Genomic DNA, 23,702 nt, shown 5'->3' on the forward strand with positions numbered 1-23,702 from the left:
TCATGAGCACCGAGATCACCCCCTTCCGAATCGACATCCCCCAGGCGAACCTCGACGATTTGCACCGCCGACTGGACGACACCCGCTGGCCCGACGGGGTTACCGGCGTCGGCTGGTCACAGGGCATCCCGCTCGACTACACCAGGGAACTGGCCGGCCACTGGCGCAACACCTACGACTGGCGAGCGCAGGAGGCCCGGCTCAACTCCTTTCCACAGTTCCGCACCGAAATCGACGGACACGACGTGCATTTCGTCCACGTGCGATCGGCGGAACCCGAGGCATTGCCGTTGGTGCTCACCCATGGCTGGCCCGGCTCGATCGTGGAGTTCCTCGATGTGATCGGACCGCTGACCGATCCGGTGGCGCACGGCGGCAGCGCCGACGACGCTTTTCATGTCGTGGTGCCGACCATCCCCGGTTACGGGTTCTCCGGCCCCGCGGTCGGCTGGTCGACCACCCGAGCCGCGCACGCCTGGGCTCAGTTGATGGCCCGGCTCGGCTACGACCGCTACGTCGCGCACGGCGAAGACACCGGTGCGGCCATCTCCCGCGAGCTGGCGGTGATCGACGCCGAACATCTGCTGGCACTCCACGTGACGATGATCGCCTCGGCCACGGTCACTCCCGAGACCGCCGACCTCGACGACCCCGCCGAGAAGCGCGCGCTGGAGCTTGCCCAACGCGCCGACTACGAACTCGGCGCATACGCGTTGCTGCAAGCCAGTCGCCCGCAAACTCTGTCCTACGCACTCGCCGACTCACCGGTGGGCCAAATGGCGTGGATCGTCGAACGATTCAAGGACTGGACGGATTCCACCGACGCGCCGGAGGACGCCGTCGACCGCGACGCGATGCTCACGAACGTGATGATCTACTGGCTCAACGGCACCGCGGGCTCGTCGGCGCGCTACTACTACGAGGGCGCCGCGACCTGGGGCCGACCCGAACCTGCCACCGATGTTCCGGTCGCCGTGGCCGTCATGCCTTTCGACCTGGGTGTCCCCATGCGCCGCATGGCCGAACGCAATCACAACATCGTGCGCTGGACCGAGTTCGAGCGCGGCGGCCACTTCGCCGCCATGGAGGAACCCGACCTGATCATCGACGACCTGCGCGCCGCCTTCGGCGACTACCGCTAGTCGCGCCTGCGGTGTGACGACAGCGCCGATTCGATGTCGTCGAGGTATGTCCGAACCGGACCCACGCTGAGGAGTCCGCTCTGCGCGGTGGTTTCGGCCGCGGCGGGGGTCAGCTGGGTCCGGGCTCGGCGCATGACCTCGACATCGTCGACGGTGACGGCCGCGTGTGCCACGATCGCCCACAGCGCTTCGAACAACAGGTCGCGCGGTGGTGAGGTGATGTCGCGCAGGGCATTTCGCGCGTCGTCGAGCTGTCCTCGGGCGACGAGCAGGGTGGGCTCGACCCAGGATCTGTAGGGTCCCCAGTCGGTATCGGGGGCGATCGCCGCGATCCGTGCGGTCTGCTGGTGTCGCAGATACAGGCTCAGCTCGGCCAGCGGTAATAGTCCGTGCTCGAGCCCTGGCATACCGGCACCGGTGAGTGCGGTAGCGGCTGCCTTATACGCCGCCTCTCCGGTCGCGAGATCTGTTGTCGTACTGGTGCGTAGAGCTCGGAACCAGGTGGTGAACACCTCGACCAGTGGCAGTTCGTAGCGCTGCGCGAGCGCGTCGGCGGCATCGGCGTGCCGGTCGGCGCCGGTGTGATCGGCCAGGGCGCAGCGCGTTTGCACGAGGAGCAAGTGGCCCAGCACCTCGTAGGTGGCGAGCTTGCTCTTCGCCGCGACCGCGACGATCTCGGCGCCGATGGCTTCGCGCCGCTGCGCGAGTCCGGCCCGCTGGAAGCTCTGCATGAACACTCCGTTGAGCGCGAATGTCAGGAGTGCGGGGTCGTGCAGTCGGCGCGCGATGTCCTCGGCCTGGCGGGCGGCCCGCAACGGGCGCAGACCGGCTTCCGTCGGATCGTTCACCGGCAGGCCGCCGCGCGATTCGACGGCGATGGTCGCGAGCAGCCTGGTCCGGTCGGCGTCGTCGTCGGCGGGCAGTTGTAGCAGGGTCTTCTCGGCGATGTCGACGAGTCGTCGGTCCTGCGCCGGGTCGTCCGAGCGGGTCCAGATCGCGGGCACGTCGTAGATGCCGATCACCCGTGCGGTCAATTCGGGGTCGCCGAGTTCGTCGGCCGCGAGGACTGCGGAAATCCGGTGTGCACGTGCCGCTGCCAATCCGCCGCCGCCCGTCACCGCGAGGTCGCGCATCAGTCCGGCGGTCGATTCCAGGCGCGTCCTCGTGCGTGGCGGGACGGCGCTGTCGTAGGCGGCGCGCGCCTGTTCCCAGACCTGTGCGGTGGGGTCGGTCGCGACTGGGTCTAGGTGTGCCGCCTGGCGCAGCAGGTCGTGTTCGAGGCGGCGTAGTGCTGGTCCCGGGTCGATGCCCAGATCCTCGGCCAGCATCCGCCGAGCCCTGGCGAGGACGGCGAGCGCGTCGGCTTGACGGCCCGAGCGATACAGGGCGGTGGCCAGCAGCCCCCACGCGTCTTCGCGCCACGGATGCTCGGTGACGTGCGCGTCGAGGTCGGGGACCGCTGCCGCGGCGGCGCCGAGCGCCACTTGGGCTTCGGCACGGCGTTCGACCGCCAACAGTCGCTGCTCGGTGAGCCGCGATCGTTCGGCCTTGGCCCACCCCGCATCGGCGAAGTCGGTGTAGGCAGGTCCGAGCCACCAGCCCAGTGCCTCCGTGAGTACCGAGAAGGCTTGTCCCGCAGGCAGAGTCGATGCCATCCGGACCGCATCGTCGAATCGCCACGCATCGACGGCATCGGGTTCGACCCGCAGCGCGTACCCGAGCCCTTCGGTGACCAGCAGGCGCGCCGGTGTGCGAGGCGGGCGGTCGGGCTCGAGCGCGCGCCGCAGTCCGGCCACGAAGGTGCGCACCGCGCCCACCGCGTCCGCGGGCGGCTCGTCCCACAGATCATCGACCAATCGACTGACCGGAACCACGCGCCGGTCGGCGAGGATCAGCCGCGCGAGCACCTCGCGATAGCGCGGTCCGCGCAGCGCGACCGGTCTGCCCAGGTCGTCATGCGCGGTGACGGGACCGAGCACCTGAAACCGCATCAGGCCAATGTAGTGCGCGTTCATCGGGTGCTCATCGCGACACCGCACGCTCGAACTCGATCCGCTCGGACCCTGCGGACCAGCCTTCGAACGAAGAGAGCCAACGCGATGACCCACACCATTCCCGGATTCGACTACCACCGCGTCCGCGTCACCGACGAGGTCGCGCTCAATGTCGCCGTTTCCGGTTCGGGTGCTCCGATCGTGCTGCTGCACGGCTTCCCGCAGACCCACCTGATGTGGCGTCACGTCGCCGCTGATCTGGCCGTCGACCACACGGTGATAGTGCCGGACCTACGCGGCTACGGAGACAGCGACAAACCCGCCGCCGCACCCGACACCTACTCCAAGCGCCGCATGGCAGCCGACATCGTTTCCGTGGCAGCGGCTTTCGGTCATGAACGCTTCGCGCTCGCCGGGCACGACCGCGGCGCACTCGTCGCCTTCCGCGCCGGACTCGACCACCCCGCGACGATCACCCACCTCGCCTGCCTGGACGTGCTACCCACCCTCGACATGTGGGAAGTGCTGCACGGTGTCGACGCCGCCGTCGGGTTCCACCTGTACCTGATGGCCCAGCCGCCGGGCCTGCCCGAACAGATGATCTCGGCCGGCGCCGACGCGTTCTTCGCCTACTTCCTCGACCTGTGGACCAAGGATCCCGCCGCGATCCCCGCGCCCGTGCGCGCCGCGTATCTGGAGGCCAGTCGCGAAGCCGTCCCCTCGATCGTGGCCGACTATCGCGCCTCGGCGACCATCGATATCGACCACGACCGCGCGGTAGGCGCGCGGCTGTCCATGCCCGTGACGGTCATGCAGCAGGACTGGGGCGCGGCGCTCGGATTCGAAGCGGCGGCGCTGTGGTCGAGTTGGGCACCGGATCTCGACCACCGCACCGTCGACACGGGTCACTTCATGGCCGAAGAGGACCCTGAATCCGTGGCCGCGGCCCTTCGTGAGCTGGTCCTGCGCTGAGCCAAGCGTGCGCGGGGCTCAGTACGAGACGGTGAAGCGTTGGCCGACGAACGAGCCGTCCTGTAGTGCGTCGACGATGGCGCTGGCGTAATCGCCGACGCTGATGCGACTTTCACCGTCGGCGTCCGTGATCGGGGTATCGCGAGCCTCGGCCCGGTAGGAGCCGGTCGCCTCGCCGGGGACCAGGTGCACGGGCGGCGGGCTGACGTAGGACCACCGGACCGGCGAGTCGGACGCCCGCAAGATCTCCAGCGCTTCGGTCTGGTCGCGAGCTGTTTCCAGGTACTGGGCGGGGAAGTTCGGCGCATCGACGAAACGCTGTCCCGGCGCGTACTCGAGGCTGCCGCCCCCACCGAGGAACACCAGGCGATCGACCCCGGCGAGAGGAAGGGCTTCGAGCAGGGTCGCGGCGCCGCGCGGCACCAGTCGGTCCTCGCCCTTGATGGCCGCGACGACGGCGTCGTGACCCGCGACGGCATTCTTGACCGAGGCCGCGTCGGTGACATCCATCGTGTCCCGGCCGAGCGCGGTGACCTGCCAGCCGCGCGCGACGGCCTCCCTGGCCACCGCACCGCCGAGGTTGCCGCCGGCGCCGATGACCGCGATCTTCATGGGCCTGCGGTGATACAGGCGATCGACGAAATCATCGATGAGCGGCGCGATGTCGGGCAGATTCTCTTCGAGCGCGAAATGTCCGGTGTCGAAAAGGTGGACCGCGGCGTCGGGGAGGTCACGGAGGTAGGCGGTGGCGCCCGTCTCGGGGAAGAAGGCGTCGTTGCGACCCCACAGCACCAGCGTCGGCGGCTGGTGCTCGCGCAACCACTGCTGCCACACCGGGTAGAGCGCCACATTGGTGTGGTAGTCGAGGGCCAAATGCACCTGCGCGTCCTTGCGGCCCGGGAGGTCGAGGAAATGCTGATCCAGGGTCCAGCCGTCGGGCGCGATGAGCTCCGGATCGGTGGTGCCGCCCTCGTATTGGCCGCGGGTGACGGGCAGTTCGAGGATCTGTCGAACATTGTCCTCGGCGCCCGGCAGACCTGGCTTGTTCGCGGTCATCGCGCGCGCCATCTCGGACAGGCCCTCGTCGTAGGCGTTGGAGTTCTGGACGATCAGACCCGCGATCTGTGCCGGACGGCGGGTCGCGAGCCGCAACCCGACCGGACCGCCGAAGTCGAAGGCGTACAACACGAATCGTCGCAGTCCGACCGCGTCGACGAACCCTTCGACGATATCGGCGAGACGCTCGAAGGAGTAGACGAAATCGTCGGGGACTTCGGTATGCCCGAAGCCGGGGTAGTCCGGGGCGATCATCCGGTATCGCCCGCCCAGTGCGTCCATGAGCCGACGGAACTGGTGCGATGCCGAGGGAAAGCCGTGCAGGAGAAGCAGTGCCGGCGCGCCGGTCGGCCCGGTTTCCCGGTAGAAGACCCGGACGCCGTCGATCTCGACGACCCGATGCCTGATGTGCGGAACGGTCACTGCCGCCATGTCGAAACCGACCTCTCTGAACGCTTTTCGTAGACGGATCTATGATCAACCGTTCGCCGGGCGTGATCAACGACAAATCACCCAAGGGTCGTTAACCGGTGGGCAATGATCGAAGGCGGGGCGTGGAGCGAAACGAGATCGAGGCGTTCCTGACGCTGTCGGAGGAACTGCATTTCGGCAGAACCGCGGAGCGGCTGCGGGTCTCCACGGCGCACGTCAGCAAGACGATCAAGGCGTTGGAGCGGCAGGTCGGGGTGCCGCTGTTCGAACGGACCAGTCGCAAGGTCGTCCTGACGCCGGTCGGATGTCAGCTGCGCGACGAACTTCGGCCGGCCTACGAACAGGTTCAGCGCAGCGTACGCAATGCCACACTGGCCGGACGTGGCATCCACGGCACCCTGCGGGTCGGCTATTTCGGGTCGGCCGGTGGACGGTACCTCCTCGAGGTGGGCGAGATCTTCGAGGCCAGGCACCCGGAATGCACCGTGCGGATCACCGAGTTGCAGCTGAGCGACGGTGCGAATCGGTTGCGCGAGGGTGATGTCGAAGCCATGCTGTGCTGCTTCCCGATGAGCGAGCCTGACATGACCATCGGCCCACCCCTGCTCCGTGAAGCCAAGATGCTCGCCGTCCCCTCCGGCCACCCTTTCGCCCGCAGACCCTCGCTGTCCCTGGAAGACCTCGCCGAGGTCGCCATGATCCAGAACCCGCCACAGCTTCCCGCCTACTTCGACGAATTCCACCACCCCAAGAAGACCCCATCCGGCCGCCCCATCGAACCCGGCCCGACCGCCGCCACCTTCCAGGAGATCCTCGCCCTCGTCGGCGCAGGCAAAGGCGTCTACCTGACCACCGAACAAGCCCCCCAGTTCTACGTCCGCCCCGACGTCACCTTCATCCCCGTCACCGACGCCCCACCCCTTCGATTCGGCCTCGGCTGGCTCAACACCGGACTCACCGCACGAGTACAGGCCTTCGTCCAAGCCGCGTGCGACACCGTCGCCCAGCAGCGCTCCTGAGGGAAGTCACCGGTCGTGCTCGGTGGCTCGCTGTTGGGCTCGGTGGGTGAGGGCGTTGACGATGCGTTGCCAGGCGGGGGAGGACTCCGCGATTCGGGAGGCTACGAGTTCGGTGGATCGGGTGGTGGGGCGTTGGTGTCGGATGTGCCAGGTGTCCAGGTCGTCGATGAGTTGGTCGAGGCGTGGATCGTGGGGGTTCCAGTCGACCGATTCGTCGACTGCGAGGTAGAGGCGGGTGGTTTCGGGGTCGTCGAATTCGGCGTTCTTCTCGCGGATTCGCTGGGGGAGGGCGTCGGCGTCCAACGCTTGCAGCAGGATCCAGGAGTCGCGCTCCAGTCGCACTCGTTGTTCGCTGATGCCGAGACCGCGCATCCGGTTCAGGATGGCGACCACTTCGGTGGGGAGGAAGAGGCTTTCGCCGCCGGCCAGTTCGGCGATCCGGTGGCGATACTCGGCGAGCTGATCGATCTTGCGCTGCAACGCCGCGTCGATATCGCTGATGGCGGAGGCGAATTCGGTCGGTTGCGCGTGCAGCAGCGCGTCGATCCTGGACAGGGGGACGCCGGCGTCGGCGAGGGTTCTGATCCGGATGAGATCCACCGCCGCCTGGGCGGGATAGCGGCGGTAGCCGGAGGCGTCGCGCTCTGGCTCGGGCAACAGCCCGACCTGGTGGTAATGGCGCACGGTGCGCACGGTCACGTCGGCAGTCGCCGCGAGTTGGCCGATGGTGAGCACCGCGCCGATTCTAGGGGCCTGCCACCTGGTCGACGACATCGCGGATCGCCTCGACCACGGCATCGGGACGGTCGAAACAGAGTCGGTGGTGCACGGTGTCGGTGATGATGCGCTGCTCTCCTCGCGAAACTCCGCTCACCAAGGCCGCGTCCATTCGTCGCCTGCCGTCGTGGATCTCGGCCAGCGCATCAGCGGTCTGGCTGGGGTCGGCGCCCATCACGCTGAGCGCTACCAGGGGGATATCAGGAAGGTTCGGCCCGGCGTGCAGTTCGGTCGCCACCTCGGTCAATCCGCTGCGCTCGGCGAAGCCCGCACGAATCCATTCGGTACTCGACTTGGCGTCGATCAGCGGCTGCCGCACGTGCTCGGGGTAGTTCGCGAGCAACTCGCCGCGCAGCTCGCGCAGGGTGGTGCGCATCTGTTCGACCTGTTCGAGATCGGGCGCGGGCGCCGCGGCTGCCGCCAGTCGCATCGCCTGCGGCATGAACTCGTCCCAGTCGCGATGCAGACCGTCCATCCAGACCAGTCCGGCCACGTCCTGTGGGTACAGCTGAGCGAACCGGTGCGCGTAGAGGCAGCCGAGGGAGTGCGCCGCGAGAACATAAGGGCCGGGGATTCTTTGGGCGCGCAGCAGCTGATGCAGTTCCGTGGCGACCGCTTCGGCGGTGCGAGGCAAGGGCAGCGGATCGCTGTAGCCGGTGCCGGCGCGGTCGTAGACGACGGCAGTGGTGAACTGAGAAACCTGTTGCTGCACACCGAAATAGTCCAGACCGACCGCGCTCGCACCGGGCAGGAACACCACGGCCGGTCCGCCACTGCCCGACCGGTGCGCGAAGACGCGCGTGCCGTCGATCTCCTCGAATCCGCCGACCGGCGGGGCAAGCCGGGTCGTGGACGTGTTGTTGTTCGTCATGCGACAAGGGTGCAACCCTGACGCAGCGTCAAGGTCAACCCGTACCGAGGCGGCGAGCGAAGCCGGCCGATCTCGCCTGGGTTCGGGCGCACTTCGAGACGGAGGATCACCGAGGCGAGACGTCACATCGCCAGAGGTGGTGTCGTGACAGTGGGTCTGTTCGGTGGGCGGTAGGTGCGCCAGGCTTCGGCGAGACGGTCGACTGCCGTCGTGAGAGTTTCCAGCGGATGGAGGAAATGAAGCCGCAGGTAGTGCTCGCTCCCGCCGGTCGGATCCAGGCCGCTGCCCGCGAGGATCGAAACATGCTGGCGCAGTGCGGCTTGCGCGAAGGAAGCGCCGTCGCCATGTGGCAATCGGATCCAGAGGGTCTGTCCGCCATCGACCGGCGGTACCTCCCATTCGGGGATTCGGCGGGCTAGTTCCGCGCGGAGATGGTTGTGGCGAAGTCGGCGCTCGGTGGCTTGCGCGCGCAGCAGGTCGTCGAGGCGGGGGAGTAGCTCCGCCGCGGCCAGCTGGGCGGGCAGGTTGCCGCCGAGGTCGTGTACCGCGCGAAGCCTGGCGAGCTTGGCGACGACAGGGGATGCCGCGCGGATCCAGCCGACTCGCAGTCCGCCCCAGACGCTTTTACTCAGCGAACCGATGGTGATCACGGTGTCCGCGAACGCGGCGAGTGGTCGCGGAATCTCGTGGCCGGGGAAGCCGAGCTCGGCCAGGACTTCGTCATCGATGAGCGGAATTCCTTCTGCTGCCGATTTTTCCGCGAGTCTGCGCCGTGTGAGCGTGGACAGTACCGAGCCTGTCGGGTTCTGGAAGGTGGGGATCACGTAGGCGAGAGTGGGGCGCTGGTCGCGGATCGCTGCCGCGAAACCGTCCAGCCCCGGCGGCAGACCGGACACGACCGCCGCTTCCGCGCGAAAGGCTTCCAGCGCGCCGGGATAGGTCGGAGCCTCCACGAGAACGCGATCACCAGGCCGGAGGAAGGCGCGTGCGAGAAGTGAAAGCGCCTGTTGCCCACCGGTGGTGACGAGGATCTGCCCGGCCTCGGTCGGTAGACCCCGCCCTCGGTAGTACTCGGCGACGGCCTCCCGAAGCGCCGGATGCCCGGACGGGTAGTAGCCGATGTCGTCGGTCGTGGCGGCCAAGGCGGGCAGCATCGCCGCATAGGACTCGGCCAATGCGTGGGGAGGTCGATCCGGTGCCGCGCACGCCAGCGAGATCACGTCGGAGCGCGGCTCGAGCAGGTCGAGAAACATCGGCTCACTGGTAGCTTCCGGCGGATCGACCTGCGGCGATCCCGCGACACGGGTGCCACTGCCTTGTCGTCGAACGATCCGCCCTTCGTCGTGCAGCAGGTCATAGGCCGCCACCACGGTGCTCCGCCCGACCGACAATGCGACAGCCAGCTTGCGGTCTGGCGGCAGCAGCGCGCCAGGAGGGAGTTCGCCGTCCTCGATCAGCCCGCGCAACGCCGCCGCGAGCAGCGCATACAGCGGCCCGCGCCCCGCCGACCAGCGACCGAGCCGATCTGTCACAGTAATTGGATCCATAGCCAAACCAATTATGGCCGATTGGCGCTGGATCGTCGCCCCGAGCAGCTCGACGATGATCACCATGACAGCCTCGAGCACTACCGGTTCGGTATCGATCCCCGCGGCCATCGCCGCCCTGCCCGGCCCCTTTCAACAGCAGGAGCTGGCCATGGTCAACGACACCGTTGTCCGCGTCGCCCAACTGTCGGGCGAATTCCCCTGGCACCACCACGACGAAGACGAACTCTTCCTCTGCTGGGACGGCACCTTCCGCATCGAACTGGAAGACCGCGCCCCCGTCATCCTGCATCCGGGCGAATTGTTCGTGGTGCCCAAGGGAATCCGGCACCGCCCGGTCGCCGACGAGGTCGCGCACGTGCTCTTGATCGAGCGCCCGGAGACAGCGCAATACGGCAACTGAACTTCCTCGGCGACGACCTCGGTGTTCATGCGCTCGGCGGCGATCAGTCGATGCGGTGGGTGCCGAGGTTGTGGGTCATCGTCGGGTCGCGGTGATCGAAGAACAGCGACTTGCCGGTGTCGAGGCCGGCGATCTGCTGCATCTCGTCATCGGTGAGGGTGAAATCGAGGCAGTCGAAATTCTCCGCCATGCGTTGCGCGCGAACAGATTTGGGGATGGCGACGACGCCGCGCTCGGTGAGCCAGCGCAACACGACCTGGGCGACCGACTTGTCGTGGGCTTCGGCGATCGACACCAGGGTGGGATTGGTGAACAGGTTGTTCTTGCCCTCGGCGAACGGCCCCCATGACTCGATCTGCACACCCAGCTCGCTCATCAGTGCCTGGTCGTCGCGGCGCTGGAAGAACGGGTTGGTTTCGATCTGGTTCACCGCCGGAGTGATCTCGTTGTGGTCGATCAGGTCGACCAGGCGGTCCGGGTAGAAGTTGGCGACGCCGATCGCGCGGATCAGGCCCTGCTTGTACAGCGCCTCCATGGCACGCCACTCGGCGTAGTAGTCGCCGTAGGGCTGGTGGATCAGGTACAGGTCCAGATAGTCGAGGCCGAGGCGGCGCAGGGAATTCTCGAAGGCGCGCTTCGTGTTGTCCTCGCCAGAGTCCTGCACCCACAATTTGGTCGTCACGAACAGCTGCTCTCGGGGGATGCCCGCAGCGGCGATCGCGCGTCCGACGCCTTCCTCGTTCTGGTAGGCCGACGCGGTGTCGATCAGCCGATATCCGGTGGCCAGGGCGTCGCTGACGGTCTTCTCGACCTCGTCGGAGGGGATCTGGTAGACGCCGTAGCCCAGGATCGGCATCTCGACACCGTTGTTCAACGTGACGTGCTGCATGCTTGCGGTCCTTTCGCGAGTTCGGTGGGAGCGGTCAGCGTGGCTGTCGCGACGACGGCCACTGCGAGCATGACCGTGCCCCCGAGTCGGGTGTCGGCGACACGCGCTGTTCACACCATTCGACACCGTGAGTGTCGCGCGTGGCAGTGACTGCTGTTCCAGGTACTGCCAGTCACCCCCTGCGACTCAGTGTCCGGATTCGACCGGCACGGTCCGCAGGAGTTCAGCGACTTCCGCGGGCGTCGCGGACGGAAAGAGTTGTCGCACCCCGATCATGGCCAGTAGCCGGTCCTGATCGGCGCCGACCCCCATACGCGACACCACATCGTGCGCGGAGCGGTTGGCTTCCGCGATCTCGTCGGCTTTGCCCAGGCGTGCGAGGTTTTCGCCCACGATTTTATCGAGGTCGGTGGAACGCTTGTAGAACAGCGCGGTGATCCCGACCGGCACCGCACCCATGATCGAAGTCGCGGCGGCGGCGTCTCGATTGCCGAACGCCACCATCGACGCCGCGGCGAGAACGACCACGACTCCACAGCAGCCGCTGATCATGTACGCCCAGAAGAACGCCGTGCTCTGCGCCATCGCGCTGCGCACCTGTCGAAGGTATTCCTCGGTTCGGGGTCGCGGCGTCTGGGTGTGGTCGGTGTCCTGATCCGCCGGTTCGGTCGGTATCGAGACGACGGGAGGAACGGCGTCGGCGGTCATGGTGGTTTCGATCGCCCGCTTGTTGATTCGGCGACTGAATGTCGTCGAGAACCACGCCGACACCGCCGCGATCACCGTCGGGATCAGCCCACCCACCCCGATCAAGGCCAAGACTTCGTTCACGGTATCCCCCCGAATCCAGCTACACCCCTGCGAATTACCCCGCGCACTCTACCGCGAGCCGTTATCCCCTTACCTGTTGTCCACTCGCGCAGGATGATTCGCGATCATCGTTCGGCCGTCGGCTTGGTCGCCGGGTCGAAGAGGAAAAGATGTTCTTGTCGTATCGGTCGCCGCGGCTGGTGATGATGGCGACGTCGGCGCCGTAGAAGCGGATGTCGAGGAAGGAGTCGGCCAGCTTGCTGCCCTTCAGGAACCCGCTGAACAGTGCGCGATGCGCCTCGGTCACATCCGCACGGCCCTGATAGTGGGTGCCGACCCGCACGATGGTGCGCCGCTGGGACTTGGTGGGATGGGCGTTATAAACAAGAACTCTTGTTAGAAACAAGAGCTCGTGCTGTAATCAGCGTCACCTACCAGAGGAGACGCCATGCAGCGCAGCGCGGCAGCCACCATCCACTCGAGTCGCCGGGGTGGACGCGGTCGACCGAAGCGGGGACGAATGTTCAGAACGAGATGGGCGGCAGTGCCGCTGGCGGTGGTTTGTCTGGCGGTGTCGAGCGCGGGCAACGCCACCGGCGACCCGTATCCGAGTTTCCCGCCGGACCAGAACCAGCTTCCACAGCTGCCCGCCGAACCCCAGCTCTACGACATGCTGCCGATCCCGGTGCCCGCGGAAGATCCCTGGTACGACGACCCGGCGGACCTGAGTTCTTATGCGCCCGGACAGATCATTCGCTCCCGAACGGTGCAGACGCGTCTGCTCGGCCTGCCCTTCCCGGTGCACACCGAACAACTGCTGTACCGAAGCAACGACGTGCACGACAACCCGATCGCGACCGCGACCTCGGTGATCGTCCCCGGCATCCCGTGGTCGGGCAGTTCGCGACCGGTGGTGTCGTTCCAGGAAGCCATCGACGCGACCGATTCGTCGTGCAACCCGTCGTACACGTTGCAGACGGGCACGATGAAAGAGGCCGCGCTGGCGATCTATTGGCTCGCGCAGGGATTCGCGATCAACGTCGCCGACTTCGACGGCAAGTTCAATACCTTCAACACCTATGACGAAGGCAAAATGGTGCTCGACAGTCTGCGCGCCATGAAGAACTCGGCGTTGGGCCTGACCGACTCCGGGATCGCGCTCTACGGGTACTCCGGCGGCGGCTCCGGTTCGATCCGCGCGGCCGAACTTCGCGAGAGTTATGCCCCCGATGTGCGGTTGCTCGGCACCGCGGTGGGCGGATTCCCCGCCGACCTCCGCGCCCAGGCCCGTTACGCGATCGCCCAGCAGCCGGGCCTCACCGGTGCCAGTAATTTCACGATGTGGCTCGGCTTCGCCGCGTTGTCGCGGGAATTCCCCGACCAGTTCGACGCGAAGGAATTGCTGACCCCCGAGGGTCAGGCGATCGTGGCGGATATGCGGAGTCGCTGCGTTTATACGATCGCCGCGGCGGGCGCGTACCGGCCGATCAGTGCTTATTTCCAGCCGGGGAAGTCACTGGAAACGGCGCCGGGTGTGATGGAGGTGCTCGCGGATCAGAGTCTGGGGCACCATATTCCGGACAGCCCGATCTTCTGGTGGCACGGAATCTGGGACGAGCTGATCCCGACGTCGGCGGTCCTGCCGACGGTGAACGACTACTGGAACCGCGGCGCGGACCTGCGGTTCTACACGATGCCGCTGCCCGAACACGTCGTCAACGCCGTCGCGGGCTGGCCGCCCGCGGTGGCCTGGACCAGTGCGGTGCTGCGCGGTCTGGCGCCGGGTGAGCGATTCAAGGCCGATATTCCGCTGCCCAACTAGACGACAACAGCACGGCGCGCGGAGGGAATGCGCGCCGTGCTGTCGACGAACCGAAGCTTTACGCCGAAGCCTGCTCATAGGCCGAGATGACTTCCGCCGAGATCCTGCCGCGGCTGGACACGGTGTGCCCGTTCTGCGAAGCCCACGCGCGGATCTCGGTCAGATCGTTGCGACGGGTGGATTCGGCTGCCGGTGCCGAGCCGAGGCGACGTGCGGCGCCTGCTTTGGCCCGGCCGGTGCGACGCGCGTACGGAACCCACTGTTCGAACACCTCACGCAACTCTGCCGCGTTGGCATCGGACAGGTCGATTTCGTAGGCCGCCCCATCGATTCCGAATGTGACAGTCGCATCGGCAGCGGACGTGCCATCGAAATCATCGACAAGTGTGACAACGACTTTGCGCGCCATGGGAGTCCTGTTCGTTCGGGTGCCGAGAATTACCGTCGCTGATCTTAGTTGACCGCGGCGCGGGTTATTCGCTCGGTTCGTCGACCAGTGTTCGGATGTCGCCGAAGAATCGGCCGAGGAGTGGTCAGTCGGCGCGAGGGATGCGTCCGTCGACGTCGGTGAACCCGTAGTCCTCGGCGAGATCGGCGACTTTCCAGGATTTCCCGGTGCGCGTCGACCGGCCGGGGTCGGCGGCCAGCGCTACCACGGCGCGCCCGGGGAAGCGTGGGGACTCGGCGGTGTCGAGGTCGAAGGTGCCTTCGCCGGGCAGGGTGACCTGGCGACGGCCGTGCTCGTCGGCCGGAACCATTTGCAGCAGTTCGGTATTCACGATACCGGGCCAGATCGAGACCGCGGTCGCGCCGGTGCCTGCCAGGTCGTGCGCGAGGTCGGCGGTGAGGCGATCCAGGGCGGTCTTGCCGACGCCGTAGACGGCATTGTGCATGTACCGGCGGGCGCCGGGGGAGGAGACGTTGACGATGAGGCCCGCTGACTCGATCAGCAGCGGTGCGGCGAAAACACTGGCCACATAGTGCGATCGCACGCCGATCTCGAAGGTCTCGTCCCACGCCTTCGGCGGCACGTCCCAGAATTTGCGGCCCAGCCAGCGGGCGGCGGCGGGGGAGTTGTAGACATTGTTGACCAGCACATCGAGGCGCCCCTGCTCCTCGCGGATCCGGGTGAAGAGCTTCTCGACCGCATCGTCGTCGCGATGATCGCAGACTGCCACGACGCCGTGTCCGCCGAGTTCGGTGACCATCGCTGCGGTCTCCCCGACGGTGCCGGGTAGCTTCCCGGGCTCGGTGGTGCGTCCGGTGACGTACACGGTCGCCCCGGCCGCGCCCAACTCGAGGGCGATGCCTTTACCGATGCCACGACTTGCCCCGGTGACGACCGCGACGCGCCCGGCCAGAATCTTGGGTGTTCCGCTCATGACCTCAGGACACTACCGTCAAATCAGAACACGTTCTAGAAATTGGAGGCGGTAGTGGAGCAGAGATTTCTCGACACAGGCGAAATCAGGATGCATGTCACCGAGCAGGGGCAGGGCTACCCGGTGGTGTTCTGTCATGGATTTCCGCACACGGGGTTCATCTGGCACCGGCAGATAGCGGCCGTGGCCGAGGCGGGATTCCGGGCCATCGCGCCCGACCTTCGCGGCTACGGTCGAACCGAGGCGCCCGCTGATGTCGCCGCCTACACCAACGAGGCCGTGATCGGTGACCTCCTGGCCCTGCTCGACGACATCGGCGCCGAGAAGGCTGTGTTCGTCGGCCTCGATTTCGGTGCCCAACTGGTGTGGGAGCTGTCGCTGCGCGCTCCCGAACGCGTCGAAGCGCTGGTGGTGCTGAACAATCCGTACTCGCCGCGCCCGCCGCGTCCACCGTCGGCCTTCTGGACGAAGGCCGCCCAGCGCCACTTCCTGCACCTGTCCTACTTCCAGGAGCCCGGTGTCGCCGATGTCGAACTCGCCGCGCGACCGAGGGAATTCCTGTCCCGCGTCTACTTCTCCCTCTCCGGGGACTACCACTATCTCGACACCTGGAAGAACCCGCCGGGGCTCGGCTATCTGGATGTGCTGCCCCAGGCGCCCGCACTGCCGTGGAGTTGGCTCAGTGACAGTGAATTCGACACCATCGCTACGGACTTCGAGCGGACGGGCTTCACCGGGGGATTGAACTGGTACCGCAATCTGGACCGCAACTGGGAACTCGCCGAGCCGTTCGCCGATGCCCGGATCGAGGTCCCGACCTACTTCCTCTACGGCGAGAACGACCCCGACATGGAGGGCTTCAGCGGCCGCGACCCGCTTGCCACGCTCCGGGCGAATGTCACCGATCTCCGTGCGGTAGTAGAACTTCCGGGTGCGGGCCATCTCGTGCACCTCGAGCGAACCGACGCGGTCAACGACTTCCTGGTCACCGCGCTGCACGAGGTCGGTGTCGATCAGCGCGCGCGGTCGTAGGTCAGGGCCATCTCGCCCAGTTCGCCGACCTCGTGACGGGTGAGCGTCCACCGCGAGCCGGGCAGCCCGTCGTCGAACAGTCGCTGTCCGTCGCCGGCGATCTCGGGGCACAGCAGTAGGTGCAGTCGGTCGATCAGGTCCGCCGCGAGCAGATCCTTGATCACGGTCGGGCTGCTGTTGACGAGAATGTCACCCGTGCCGGTGGCTTTCAGTGCGGTGACGACGTCGGCGGCCGGCGCGTTCGCGATGCGGGTGCGTTCCCACGGCGACTCGATGAGAGTGGTCGACAGGACCACCTTCTCGGTGTCGACCAGCCACTTCGCGTAGGCGCGGTCGCGCGGGTCGGCGTTCTCGTCGGCGGCGACCGTCGGCCAGAACCCCAGAAAGCCTTCGGCATTGACCCGGCCGAGCAGCGCCGTCGTCGCGCCCTCCCAGATGCGGGTGAGGTGATCGCGGGCGACATCGGTGGTGGCGTAGCGGACGATCGCCTGCATGTCGGTGGGACCGCCGGGGCCGTTGTAGCGCCCGTCGAGGGTGAGGCCGATATTCGCGGTCACAGTGCGTTCGGTCATGGCTGTTCCTTGTTGTGGGGGAGTGTGTCGGCGAGGTTGTCGAGGACTCGGCTCCAGCCGGTTTCGATGCCGGCGATGTAGGGGACGGCCTCGACGGTGGTTTCGGTGATGGTCAGGTCGAGGGTCAGGCGGGTGGCGCCGGGCTGCTGCTCGAGGGTCAGGTCGTAGTGGCCGGTGAAGGAGACGGCGCCCGCCGCATCGAGCACCGAGAGATCGAACTCGAGGTGGCCCGGTCTCTTCGCGGCCGTGACTCGCCCCTCGGAGCGGTATCGCCGCCCTTCGGCGTCGCGGTAGTCCAGTGCGGCGCGACCGCCCTTCTTCGGCTCTATGACGCAGTCCGTGATCGTCATCGACGCTGGGGCCCACCAGGATCGGAGCAGAGGCGGATCGGTCCAGTGCTGCCAGACGAGATCCCGGGACGCGGTCAGTGCGCGCTCGAAGGTGAAGCGTCGCCCGTCTGCCCAGCGATCCCGTTCCGCGGCCATCGATTCCACCTCGATGGCGGCACGGTATCGCTCGATGACCGCGCGCTCGTCCGCATGAGTGGAGATGGTTTCGACGAGGTCGGTGAGTCTGCTCGCGAGTTCCTGTAGTGGCGCCGACTCGATCGCGTAGACGCGACGTTGCCCCAGTGGAAAGACCGTGACGAGCCCGGCGCGCGCCAATGTTTGGAGGTGCTTGGTGGTCTGGGGCTGCCGCAAACCGGTCAGGTCGGCCAGTTCGCCGACCGAGCGGGGGCGCTCGGCGAGGAGTTCGACGATGCGCCACCGTGCGCCGTCTCCGAGAGCTGATGCGACCACGTCCATGATCCAAGTATTCACTGTAGTGAATATTCCTGTCAAGGAATATGAATCGCTCGGTTGAAACTGGCGGAGAGGCGGTACTTTTGGTGGGAGGCACATCGGGCGGACCACCTGAAAGGATGCGGCCTCTTGAAGATTGCACTCGGAGCCGACGAACGGACGACGAGCTAGTGTTCACGCGCTGGGGCGATGTGGTCTATCGGTTCCGGTTCGGTGTGCTCGGCGTCGTGGTGGCCGCACTGCTCGCGCTCGGCGGGTACGGGCTGGGGCTGCACGATGAGCTGAGCTCCGGTGGCATGGACGATCCCGGCTCGGAATCCGCCCTGGCGGGGCGCTTGGCGGACAGTGCGTTCGGTCGCAATCACGACCTCGATGTGGTCGTGCTCTACACCGCGCCGCCCGGCAGGACCGTCGACGATCCCGAGTTCAGCCGCAAGATCGTCGACAACCTCAACAGCCTGGCGCGTGCGTACCCCGGCGTGATAGCCGGCGTCAACGGGGCCTACTGGCAGACGGAAACGGGTCGGGCGAGCGGTTCCCTGTTCGCCACCTCGGACCGCACCCGCGCGGTGGCCGCCGTCGCCATCGTCGGCGACAACGATACCGAGATGCTGCGCAACACCAGAAAGGTGAAGGACGCCTTCGCGATTCCCGGTGTCGATGTGCAGGTGGGCGGGCTGCAACCGGTGGCGGGAACACTCAACGACACCCTGGCCGACGACATCCGCCGCATGGAATTCCTCGCGTTCCCGGTGGTCGCGCTGCTGCTGTTCTTCATCTTCGGCGGTGTGGTCGCCGCCGCGCTGCCGTTGATCGTCGGCGGGCTGACGATGCTGGGCGCGAGCGGGATCGTGCGCACCTTCACCTACGTCACCGAGGTGAACTCCTTTGTCGCGCCAGTTGTTTCGATGATCGGTGCCGGATTGGCCATCGACTACGGGCTGTTCATCGTGAGTCGCTTCCGCGAAGAACTCGCCGAGGGCCACGACGTCGCCGCGGCGGTACGGCGCACGATGACGACGGCGGGGCGCACCGTGGTGTTCTCCGCGACGATGATCATCGCGAGTGCGGGCGGCATGCTGCTGTTCCCGCAGGGGTTCTTGAAATCCATCGCCTACGGAGCCATCGCGACGGTATCGCTGGCCGCGCTCACCGCGATCACCTTGCTGCCCGCGATGCTCGCGATTCTCGGCGCGCGCGTGGACATGTGGGGAAGCAGGCGGCTCCGGAGAACGAAGTCCGCGCACGAGGTGGAGAACGGGTTCTGGGGCCGCAGCACACAGTGGGTGATGAAGCACCCGGTGAAGGTCGCGGGCGTGCTGTGCGTGGTGTTGGTGCTGTTGATCCTGCCTGCTCGCAACCTGGCCTTCGGTGGTTTCAGCGAACGATATCTGCCGCCGGACAACAGCACTCGCGTCGCACAGGAGCAGATCGACGCGACCTTCCCTGGTCGCAGATCCGATCCGATCGACCTGATCTTCGTTTCCGGCGACACCGTCGCGATCGGCGCCGCCCTGAAACTGGCCAACCAGGCGCCCGGTCTGGCGACGAAGTTCGAACTGCCGTCGCGGTCGCCGGTGCAGTCGGATGTGTACCGCACCACAACGACACTCGCGGACTCCGATTCCGCCGACGCCACCATCGACTATCTCCGCGGCATCGAACTGCCCGACGGAGTGCGGATGCTCGTCGGGGGCGTCCCCGCCATCCAGAAGGACAGCCTCGACGCGTTGCTCGAGCGCATGCCGTGGATGATCGCCCTCGTCCTGCTGGTCACCACACTGCTGATGTTCTTGACCTTCGGTTCGCTCATCCTGCCGATCAAGGCCGCCCTCATGAGCGCTCTCGGCCTCGGCTCGACGCTGGGCATCCTCACCTGGATCTTCATCGACGGCCACGGCGCGGGTCCGCTGAACTTCACCCCGCAACCCATTCAGGCCAACATGCTGGTGATGATCATCGCGATCATCTACGGCTTGTCCACCGACTACGAGGTCTTCCTGCTCTCGCGCATGGTCGAAGCGCGGGCCCAGGGCGCCACCACCACCGAGGCGGTCCGCATCGGCACCGCGCACACCGGTCGCATCATCACCGCCGCCGCCTTGATCCTGCTCGTGGTCACCGGTGCCTTCGCGTTCTCGGACCTGGTCCTGATGCAATACGTCGCCTACGGCATGATCGCCGCGCTCATCATCGACGCCACCGTGCTGCGCATGCTCCTCGTCCCCGCGACGATGAAGTTGCTCGGCGACGACTGCTGGTGGGCTCCGACGTGGATGAAGACCGTCCACGACAGATTCGGGCTGGGCGAATCACCGTCCCCGGCAACCACCGCGGCAGATTGTCGGACCCCTGGCATACGGTGACGGAAAGGTCTGCCACCCGTGTGTTCAGCTGCCATGAACGGAGTCATGATGAGCCGCCATATTCAGATCACCTTCGACGCGCACGACCCGGCCGCGCTGTCGACCTTCTGGCGCGACGCGCTGGGTTATGTGCATCCGGGACCGCCGGGAGTCGAGGTGCCTGCCGGGGTCGACCCGCTGGTCGTGTGGGACCAGTTTCTCGCGCGGATCGGTGTTCCGGCCGAAGAGCGGAACTCGAAGTCGGCCATCGAGGATCCGGAGGGGCATGGCCCTCGGGTGTTCTTCCAGCAGGTGCCGGAGGGCAAGGTCGCGAAGAATCGGGTTCATCTCGATGTTCGGGCGGCGCCCGGATTGCAGGGCGACGAGCGAATGGCGGCGTTGGAAACCGAGTGCGAGCGGCTGGTCGCGCTGGGCGGCAAGCGGGTCGAGCGCTTCGAACCCGAGCCGCCGATGAGTGCGGGGTGGATCGTGATGACCGATCCCGAAGGCAACGAGTTCTGTCTTGATTGATCTGACACCCACCTCATGAACCACGCTCCGATACGCGCGCTCGCCCTGCTCACCACCGGCCTTCTCGCCGGTGCGTTCGGCTACGGCGCCGCGAATCTGGTCCCGACTTTTCATCGGGTCCCGCTGCAGATGCGCCTGGAATTCCACACCGAGCTCATGCAGAACAACAGCATCAGCATGCAGCTCACCATGGCCGCCGCCGCGCTGAGCTGCCTCGCCCTGGCCGTGGTGCAGACCGGCAGGGATCGGGCGCTCGCCGCGGCGGCCACGGTGCTGGTGGTCGGGTCGTTCCTCATCACCCGGCTCGGCAACGTGCCGATCAACCACAAGATCAATGCCTGGGCCGTCGACGGAGCGCCCGCCGACTACGCCGTCATCCTCGAGCGATGGGACTTCTTCCATTTCCTGCGTACCGGGACAGCGCTGGCGGCTTTCGCGCTGATCATCGCGCTGGTGGTGTGGTGTTCGGGCGAGGCGAAGCGGGAGTTTCGCCGTGCGAGCGAGGGTGTCGGCGCTACCGTGGATTGACCACGACGACGTGGTCACGTGGCTGCCACTGGAAGGAAGCCCCGGGATGCGGCATTTCGACTTTCGCGGGACCTTGATCGCCTATGACGAGGCCGGTGCGGGGCCGCCGATCGTCTTCCTGCACAACCTCGGCGGAGACCGTCACATCTGGCGTGCGCAATTCGACGCGCTCAAGCACAACCATCGGGTCTTCGCGATCGACCTCATCGGCTACGGCGACTCGGACGCCCCCGACAACGGGTACACGGTCGAGAACTATCTGGCCATGGTCACCGCGTTCCTCGAGGAGCGGGAGCTGCGCGATGTGACGCTGGTCGGCCACTGCTTCGGTAGCGCGCTGTCGCTGCTCTATGCGCGGCGCAGTCCCGACCGGGTGCGGTCGCTGGTGCTCAGCAGCCCGCTCACCCCGGCCACCTTGCGACCGACCCGCACGGCATGGGCGGCAGCGCTCGGCCGACGGCTGCACATCGACTCGGTGCTGGCGCGAGTCCGCATTCCCGGCCCGGTGGCCGGGCTGCTCGTGGCAGAACAACTCGGTTCGGAGAACGCCCCGGCCGAGATCGTCGCGCATCTGCGCGAGAGCTGGACCGAACCCCGTCGGCTGATGGTCACCGCCGCGATCTCTCGCGAGATTCCGCTGCTCGGCGAACTGGACAGCTTCGTGCCGCCCGCCGGCTTTCCGCCCGTCACCACGATCTGGGGCAATCGTAATCGAGTGCTGAGCGCGCGAGCCGGCGCCACGCTGAACAGCACGTTGAAACCATCGCGGTCGATCGTTGTCGACGGTGCGGGTCACCTGGTGATGGTCGAGTCGCCCGAGCAGTTCACCGCCGCGGTGCTCGCCGCGACGACGGGCACGCGCGTCGTGGATTCCTAGTCCGAACCGCCGTCGCGGTCGAGCGTTGATCCGCCCGCCGCGACATGCGGCCACAGCGGGCGCTGAGCGTCGGTGAACCGAACTTGTCGGTGCGCACCTTTATTCTGCTCACATGGACGGACCGGACTCTGCGCTACGCCGCCTGACACGCGAGGCGGGAAAGTTGTTGCGGCCATATGGCTTTCACGGAACGGAAGCCGCCTGGACGCAGATCACCGCCGACGGTGTCGCAACGATCCGCCGCACCCGTACCCAGCGGACCTGGACAGACGGTCAGCAGGCGATCGGATTCGGCCTGGAACTCGGCGCGACGCCGACTGCCTGGTGGGAATACTGCAACTGGCGCGCCACCGTGCGAGGACTCCCACCGACCGCGCTCGAACAAGCGACCGGGCCCGCACTGATCGACGATCGTGGAATGGGCGAGGAGTTGACCGAGTTGTGGTCGCTGCGGGTCGATCCGGCCCATCGGTCGCGCCCCGCGCTACAAGCCGACGTCGACGCCATTCGCGCCGACTTGCCGGTGCGTGTGCATGCCTACGCGCGCCGGGCACTGCGCCTGCTCGAGCCGGACGCCTACCTCGATGAACTACTGGCGGAGCCGAATCCGCAACCCGCCGCCCTGGAGGCGATCGTCGTTCTGCTCGCCGATCACGGCCCGGGACCGCGACTCGATGACGCGGTGGACCGGTTCCGAGCATCCGTCGCCGAACCCGATGACGCAGACGCCGACAGCGTCATCGCCTACCTGCGGGGTCGAGCCGTTCCGGTCTGACTGAGCTGCTCGGGCGGCCCGATGGACGACTCGCCATTATCATTCCGCCCGTGGGAGATGCGGTACACGGGAATACTCGGCGGATTCGCCCCGGCAACAGGAAGGACTTCGGCATCGCCGCCGAACTGTTGGCCGCGGCCTTGGCGGACGACCCGGCGACCCTGTGGCTGCACCCCAAGGAATCCACCCGCAGGATCAGGCTCGCCCGGTCGTTTCGATCCTCGCTCGACGATTCCCGCGATTGCAGCGATGGGGTGGACCTCGCCCTCGACGGCACCGGCGCGATCGTCGGCGTCGCGGTCTGGCTGGCGACCTTTCATATTCTGCCCCGAGCGACGGTAGGTCGACAGCTCAGAGCGTTGCGTACCTACGGTTCACACGCCGCACAGGCGCGCGCAGGCGCGCAGGCGACCTACGCGGCGGGCGTGCAGGAGCAGCATTGGCACCTGTTGGCGGTCGGCGTCTCCGCGAAAGCGCGCGGACGCGGACACGGACAGGACCTGATCGCGGCGGGAATGTATCGAGCGGCCGCCGACGGTGTCCCCGTTCATCTGGAAACAACGAACCCGAACAACCTCTCCTTCTATGAACGCCTCGGATTCGACACGACCGCGGTGATCGACCTCCCCGGCGGCGGCCCGCGCAGATGGCTCATGCGCCAAGTGCCGCAACCGATCTCGAGTCCTGCTCGCGGTAGAAGGTCACGCAGTACCTGACGGCGCTACGAAACGCGAGTAATTCGTGGAGGAAATTGTTGTGGAAATCCATGACGATTCCGCGGAAAGGGAATAGGAACGTCAAAACCTGTGCGTGGTGATAGCGATCGGCGTGAGGTTCGTGATCTGATCGAGATGTCCCGAAGCTGGGATGTTTCACAGACTGTAAATGAGGATGACCGTATGAACTCCAGAATTTCCCGTCCGCTCGCCGTCGCCGCCATCGTATTGTCCGCCGGTGCGATCGGCGCCGGTACCGCTACGGCGGCCGCTCCGGCGCCCGTCTCGGGTTCGGTGGAAGTGTGTGTCCCGCTTCCGCTTCCGGTGCTCGAGGTCAGCCTTTGTCTGTGACCGGCTAACACGGATACATGCGGCGGTGGCGGCACCGGTCACGGGGTGAAGATGTG

25 protein-coding genes are annotated in these 23,702 nt (G+C 66.7%); 13 read left to right on the forward strand and 12 right to left on the reverse strand.

Annotation, left to right across the window (positions count from 1 at the left end; genetic code table 11):
* Nucleotides 1–2: 2 nt before the first annotated feature.
* The gene (locus ASD42_RS29905; RefSeq protein ID WP_156677635.1) at nucleotides 3–1,142 is read left to right on the forward strand and encodes an epoxide hydrolase family protein; all 1,140 of its coding nucleotides are present in this window, start codon (nucleotides 3–5) and stop codon (nucleotides 1,140–1,142) included.
* Here ASD42_RS29905 and ASD42_RS29910 read toward each other — a convergent pair.
* Nucleotides 1,139–3,133, reverse strand: a complete 1,995-nt coding sequence (locus ASD42_RS29910; RefSeq protein WP_056823275.1) for a BTAD domain-containing putative transcriptional regulator — start codon at nucleotides 3,131–3,133, stop codon at nucleotides 1,139–1,141. The genes ASD42_RS29905 and ASD42_RS29910 overlap by 4 nt on opposite strands.
* Nucleotides 3,134–3,241: 108 nt before the next feature.
* Here ASD42_RS29910 and ASD42_RS29915 point away from each other — a divergent pair, with 108 nt between their 5' ends.
* Entirely contained in the window at nucleotides 3,242–4,108 is an 867-nt protein-coding gene (locus ASD42_RS29915; protein ID WP_056822974.1) for an alpha/beta fold hydrolase, read from the forward strand.
* 18 nt (nucleotides 4,109–4,126) lie between these two features.
* Here the strand turns inward: ASD42_RS29915 and ASD42_RS34070 are convergent, their stop codons facing one another.
* Nucleotides 4,127–5,596 carry an alpha/beta fold hydrolase gene (locus tag ASD42_RS34070; RefSeq protein WP_084787364.1) on the reverse strand — a complete coding sequence of 490 codons (1,470 nt, stop codon included), beginning with the start codon at nucleotides 5,594–5,596 and terminating at the stop codon, nucleotides 4,127–4,129.
* A gap of 122 nt (nucleotides 5,597–5,718) precedes the next feature.
* On the opposite strand from ASD42_RS34070, the gene ASD42_RS29925 reads away from it, so the two are divergent.
* Entirely contained in the window at nucleotides 5,719–6,615 is an 897-nt protein-coding gene (locus tag ASD42_RS29925; RefSeq protein WP_056822976.1) for a LysR family transcriptional regulator, read from the forward strand.
* A 6-nt stretch (nucleotides 6,616–6,621) separates the two neighbouring features.
* Here ASD42_RS29925 and ASD42_RS29930 read toward each other — a convergent pair whose 3' ends face one another.
* From ASD42_RS29930 to yczR, 3 genes are all read right to left on the reverse strand, one after another.
* Entirely contained in the window at nucleotides 6,622–7,350 is a 729-nt protein-coding gene (locus ASD42_RS29930) for a MerR family transcriptional regulator (RefSeq protein ID WP_056823278.1), read from the reverse strand.
* A 10-nt stretch (nucleotides 7,351–7,360) separates the two neighbouring features.
* Entirely contained in the window at nucleotides 7,361–8,263 is a 903-nt protein-coding gene (locus tag ASD42_RS29935) for an alpha/beta fold hydrolase (protein WP_056822978.1), read from the reverse strand.
* A 122-nt stretch (nucleotides 8,264–8,385) separates the two neighbouring features.
* Entirely contained in the window at nucleotides 8,386–9,795 is a 1,410-nt protein-coding gene (gene yczR, locus ASD42_RS29940) for an aminotransferase-like domain-containing protein (protein WP_235569883.1), read from the reverse strand.
* Between the two features lie 79 nt (nucleotides 9,796–9,874).
* Here yczR and ASD42_RS29945 point away from each other — a divergent pair, with 79 nt between their 5' ends.
* A complete protein-coding gene (locus tag ASD42_RS29945; RefSeq protein WP_235569884.1) occupies nucleotides 9,875–10,213 on the forward strand; it encodes a cupin domain-containing protein in 339 nt (112 codons plus the stop codon).
* A gap of 43 nt (nucleotides 10,214–10,256) precedes the next feature.
* Here the strand turns inward: ASD42_RS29945 and ASD42_RS29950 are convergent, their stop codons facing one another.
* From ASD42_RS29950 to ASD42_RS35010, 3 genes are all read right to left on the reverse strand, one after another.
* The gene (locus tag ASD42_RS29950; RefSeq protein WP_056822982.1) at nucleotides 10,257–11,102 is read right to left on the reverse strand and encodes an aldo/keto reductase; all 846 of its coding nucleotides are present in this window, start codon (nucleotides 11,100–11,102) and stop codon (nucleotides 10,257–10,259) included.
* Between the two features lie 186 nt (nucleotides 11,103–11,288).
* Nucleotides 11,289–11,933: a TRADD-N-associated membrane domain-containing protein gene (locus ASD42_RS29955; protein ID WP_056822984.1), complete on the reverse strand. Its 645-nt coding sequence runs from the start codon at nucleotides 11,931–11,933 to the stop codon at nucleotides 11,289–11,291.
* 61 nt (nucleotides 11,934–11,994) lie between these two features.
* Nucleotides 11,995–12,255, reverse strand: coding sequence for a hypothetical protein (locus ASD42_RS35010; protein ID WP_056822987.1), 261 nt, complete (start codon nucleotides 12,253–12,255; stop codon nucleotides 11,995–11,997).
* A 177-nt stretch (nucleotides 12,256–12,432) separates the two neighbouring features.
* Here ASD42_RS35010 and ASD42_RS29965 point away from each other — a divergent pair, with 177 nt between their 5' ends.
* The gene (locus ASD42_RS29965) at nucleotides 12,433–13,734 is read left to right on the forward strand and encodes a lipase family protein (RefSeq protein ID WP_056822988.1); all 1,302 of its coding nucleotides are present in this window, start codon (nucleotides 12,433–12,435) and stop codon (nucleotides 13,732–13,734) included.
* Nucleotides 13,735–13,792: 58 nt separating this feature from the next.
* On the opposite strand, the gene ASD42_RS29970 is transcribed toward ASD42_RS29965, so the two are convergent.
* Both ASD42_RS29970 and ASD42_RS29975 read right to left on the reverse strand, forming a co-directional pair.
* Nucleotides 13,793–14,143 carry a histone-like nucleoid-structuring protein Lsr2 gene (locus ASD42_RS29970; RefSeq protein ID WP_056822989.1) on the reverse strand — a complete coding sequence of 117 codons (351 nt, stop codon included), beginning with the start codon at nucleotides 14,141–14,143 and terminating at the stop codon, nucleotides 13,793–13,795.
* A 124-nt stretch (nucleotides 14,144–14,267) separates the two neighbouring features.
* Complete coding sequence (locus tag ASD42_RS29975) at nucleotides 14,268–15,116, reverse strand: SDR family NAD(P)-dependent oxidoreductase (RefSeq protein ID WP_056822992.1); 849 nt, start codon at nucleotides 15,114–15,116, stop codon at nucleotides 14,268–14,270.
* A gap of 90 nt (nucleotides 15,117–15,206) precedes the next feature.
* Between ASD42_RS29975 and ASD42_RS29980 the strand changes: the two genes are divergently transcribed.
* Nucleotides 15,207–16,148 carry an alpha/beta fold hydrolase gene (locus tag ASD42_RS29980; RefSeq protein ID WP_056822993.1) on the forward strand — a complete coding sequence of 314 codons (942 nt, stop codon included), beginning with the start codon at nucleotides 15,207–15,209 and terminating at the stop codon, nucleotides 16,146–16,148.
* Here ASD42_RS29980 and ASD42_RS29985 read toward each other — a convergent pair.
* Nucleotides 16,130–16,720 carry a dihydrofolate reductase family protein gene (locus tag ASD42_RS29985; RefSeq protein WP_056822996.1) on the reverse strand — a complete coding sequence of 197 codons (591 nt, stop codon included), beginning with the start codon at nucleotides 16,718–16,720 and terminating at the stop codon, nucleotides 16,130–16,132. The two genes, ASD42_RS29980 and ASD42_RS29985, sit on opposite strands and share 19 nt — an antisense overlap.
* Nucleotides 16,717–17,526, reverse strand: coding sequence for a metalloregulator ArsR/SmtB family transcription factor (locus tag ASD42_RS29990; RefSeq protein ID WP_056822997.1), 810 nt, complete (start codon nucleotides 17,524–17,526; stop codon nucleotides 16,717–16,719). The genes ASD42_RS29985 and ASD42_RS29990 overlap by 4 nt, the downstream gene beginning before the upstream one ends.
* A 167-nt stretch (nucleotides 17,527–17,693) precedes the next feature.
* On the opposite strand from ASD42_RS29990, the gene ASD42_RS29995 reads away from it, so the two are divergent.
* The 7 genes from ASD42_RS29995 (at nucleotide 17,694) to ASD42_RS35015 (ending at nucleotide 23,646) form a co-directional block, all read left to right on the forward strand.
* On the forward strand, nucleotides 17,694–19,889 hold the full coding sequence (locus tag ASD42_RS29995; RefSeq protein WP_056822999.1) for an MMPL family transporter: 2,196 nt from the start codon (nucleotides 17,694–17,696) through the stop codon (nucleotides 19,887–19,889).
* 48 nt (nucleotides 19,890–19,937) lie between these two features.
* The gene (locus tag ASD42_RS30000) at nucleotides 19,938–20,399 is read left to right on the forward strand and encodes a VOC family protein (RefSeq protein WP_056823283.1); all 462 of its coding nucleotides are present in this window, start codon (nucleotides 19,938–19,940) and stop codon (nucleotides 20,397–20,399) included.
* A 15-nt stretch (nucleotides 20,400–20,414) separates the two neighbouring features.
* Nucleotides 20,415–20,927 carry a DUF1772 domain-containing protein gene (locus tag ASD42_RS30005; protein ID WP_056823001.1) on the forward strand — a complete coding sequence of 171 codons (513 nt, stop codon included), beginning with the start codon at nucleotides 20,415–20,417 and terminating at the stop codon, nucleotides 20,925–20,927.
* Between the two features lie 46 nt (nucleotides 20,928–20,973).
* Nucleotides 20,974–21,804: an alpha/beta fold hydrolase gene (locus ASD42_RS30010; RefSeq protein ID WP_156677636.1), complete on the forward strand. Its 831-nt coding sequence runs from the start codon at nucleotides 20,974–20,976 to the stop codon at nucleotides 21,802–21,804.
* Nucleotides 21,805–21,916: 112 nt separating this feature from the next.
* Nucleotides 21,917–22,579, forward strand: coding sequence for a hypothetical protein (locus ASD42_RS30015; protein ID WP_056823007.1), 663 nt, complete (start codon nucleotides 21,917–21,919; stop codon nucleotides 22,577–22,579).
* 50 nt (nucleotides 22,580–22,629) lie between these two features.
* On the forward strand, nucleotides 22,630–23,295 hold the full coding sequence (locus ASD42_RS30020) for a GNAT family N-acetyltransferase (RefSeq protein WP_056823009.1): 666 nt from the start codon (nucleotides 22,630–22,632) through the stop codon (nucleotides 23,293–23,295).
* Nucleotides 23,296–23,478: 183 nt separating this feature from the next.
* Complete coding sequence (locus tag ASD42_RS35015) at nucleotides 23,479–23,646, forward strand: hypothetical protein (protein ID WP_165610405.1); 168 nt, start codon at nucleotides 23,479–23,481, stop codon at nucleotides 23,644–23,646.
* The last annotated feature ends 56 nt before the right edge of the window (nucleotides 23,647–23,702 follow it).

The organism is Nocardia sp. Root136 (assembly GCF_001427185.1).
Taxonomy (GTDB): domain Bacteria; phylum Actinomycetota; class Actinomycetes; order Mycobacteriales; family Mycobacteriaceae; genus Nocardia; species Nocardia salmonicida.

Excerpts from the sequence above, each read along its gene's own strand:
- ASD42_RS34070 (WP_084787364.1), bottom strand. The coding sequence starts at position 5,596 with ATGGCGGCAGTGACCGTTCCGCACATCAGGCATCGGGTCGTCGAGATC.
- ASD42_RS29935 (WP_056822978.1), bottom strand. The coding sequence starts at position 8,263 with ATGACGAACAACAACACGTCCACGACCCGGCTTGCCCCGCCGGTCGGC.
- ASD42_RS29945 (WP_235569884.1), top strand. The coding sequence starts at position 9,875 with ATGACAGCCTCGAGCACTACCGGTTCGGTATCGATCCCCGCGGCCATC.
- ASD42_RS35015 (WP_165610405.1), top strand. The coding sequence starts at position 23,479 with ATGAACTCCAGAATTTCCCGTCCGCTCGCCGTCGCCGCCATCGTATTG.
- ASD42_RS29965 (WP_056822988.1), top strand. The coding sequence starts at position 12,433 with ATGTTCAGAACGAGATGGGCGGCAGTGCCGCTGGCGGTGGTTTGTCTG.
- ASD42_RS29980 (WP_056822993.1), top strand. The coding sequence starts at position 15,207 with ATGCATGTCACCGAGCAGGGGCAGGGCTACCCGGTGGTGTTCTGTCAT.
- ASD42_RS29915 (WP_056822974.1), top strand. The coding sequence starts at position 3,242 with ATGACCCACACCATTCCCGGATTCGACTACCACCGCGTCCGCGTCACC.
- ASD42_RS30000 (WP_056823283.1), top strand. The coding sequence starts at position 19,938 with ATGAGCCGCCATATTCAGATCACCTTCGACGCGCACGACCCGGCCGCG.
- ASD42_RS29990 (WP_056822997.1), bottom strand. The coding sequence starts at position 17,526 with ATGGACGTGGTCGCATCAGCTCTCGGAGACGGCGCACGGTGGCGCATC.
- ASD42_RS30010 (WP_156677636.1), top strand. The coding sequence starts at position 20,974 with ATGCGGCATTTCGACTTTCGCGGGACCTTGATCGCCTATGACGAGGCC.
- ASD42_RS29975 (WP_056822992.1), bottom strand. The coding sequence starts at position 15,116 with ATGAGCGGAACACCCAAGATTCTGGCCGGGCGCGTCGCGGTCGTCACC.
- ASD42_RS30005 (WP_056823001.1), top strand. The coding sequence starts at position 20,415 with ATGAACCACGCTCCGATACGCGCGCTCGCCCTGCTCACCACCGGCCTT.
- ASD42_RS30015 (WP_056823007.1), top strand. The coding sequence starts at position 21,917 with ATGGACGGACCGGACTCTGCGCTACGCCGCCTGACACGCGAGGCGGGA.
- ASD42_RS29905 (WP_156677635.1), top strand. The coding sequence starts at position 3 with ATGAGCACCGAGATCACCCCCTTCCGAATCGACATCCCCCAGGCGAAC.
- ASD42_RS29970 (WP_056822989.1), bottom strand. The coding sequence starts at position 14,143 with ATGGCGCGCAAAGTCGTTGTCACACTTGTCGATGATTTCGATGGCACG.
- ASD42_RS29950 (WP_056822982.1), bottom strand. The coding sequence starts at position 11,102 with ATGCAGCACGTCACGTTGAACAACGGTGTCGAGATGCCGATCCTGGGC.
- ASD42_RS29910 (WP_056823275.1), bottom strand. The coding sequence starts at position 3,133 with ATGCGGTTTCAGGTGCTCGGTCCCGTCACCGCGCATGACGACCTGGGC.
- ASD42_RS29985 (WP_056822996.1), bottom strand. The coding sequence starts at position 16,720 with ATGACCGAACGCACTGTGACCGCGAATATCGGCCTCACCCTCGACGGG.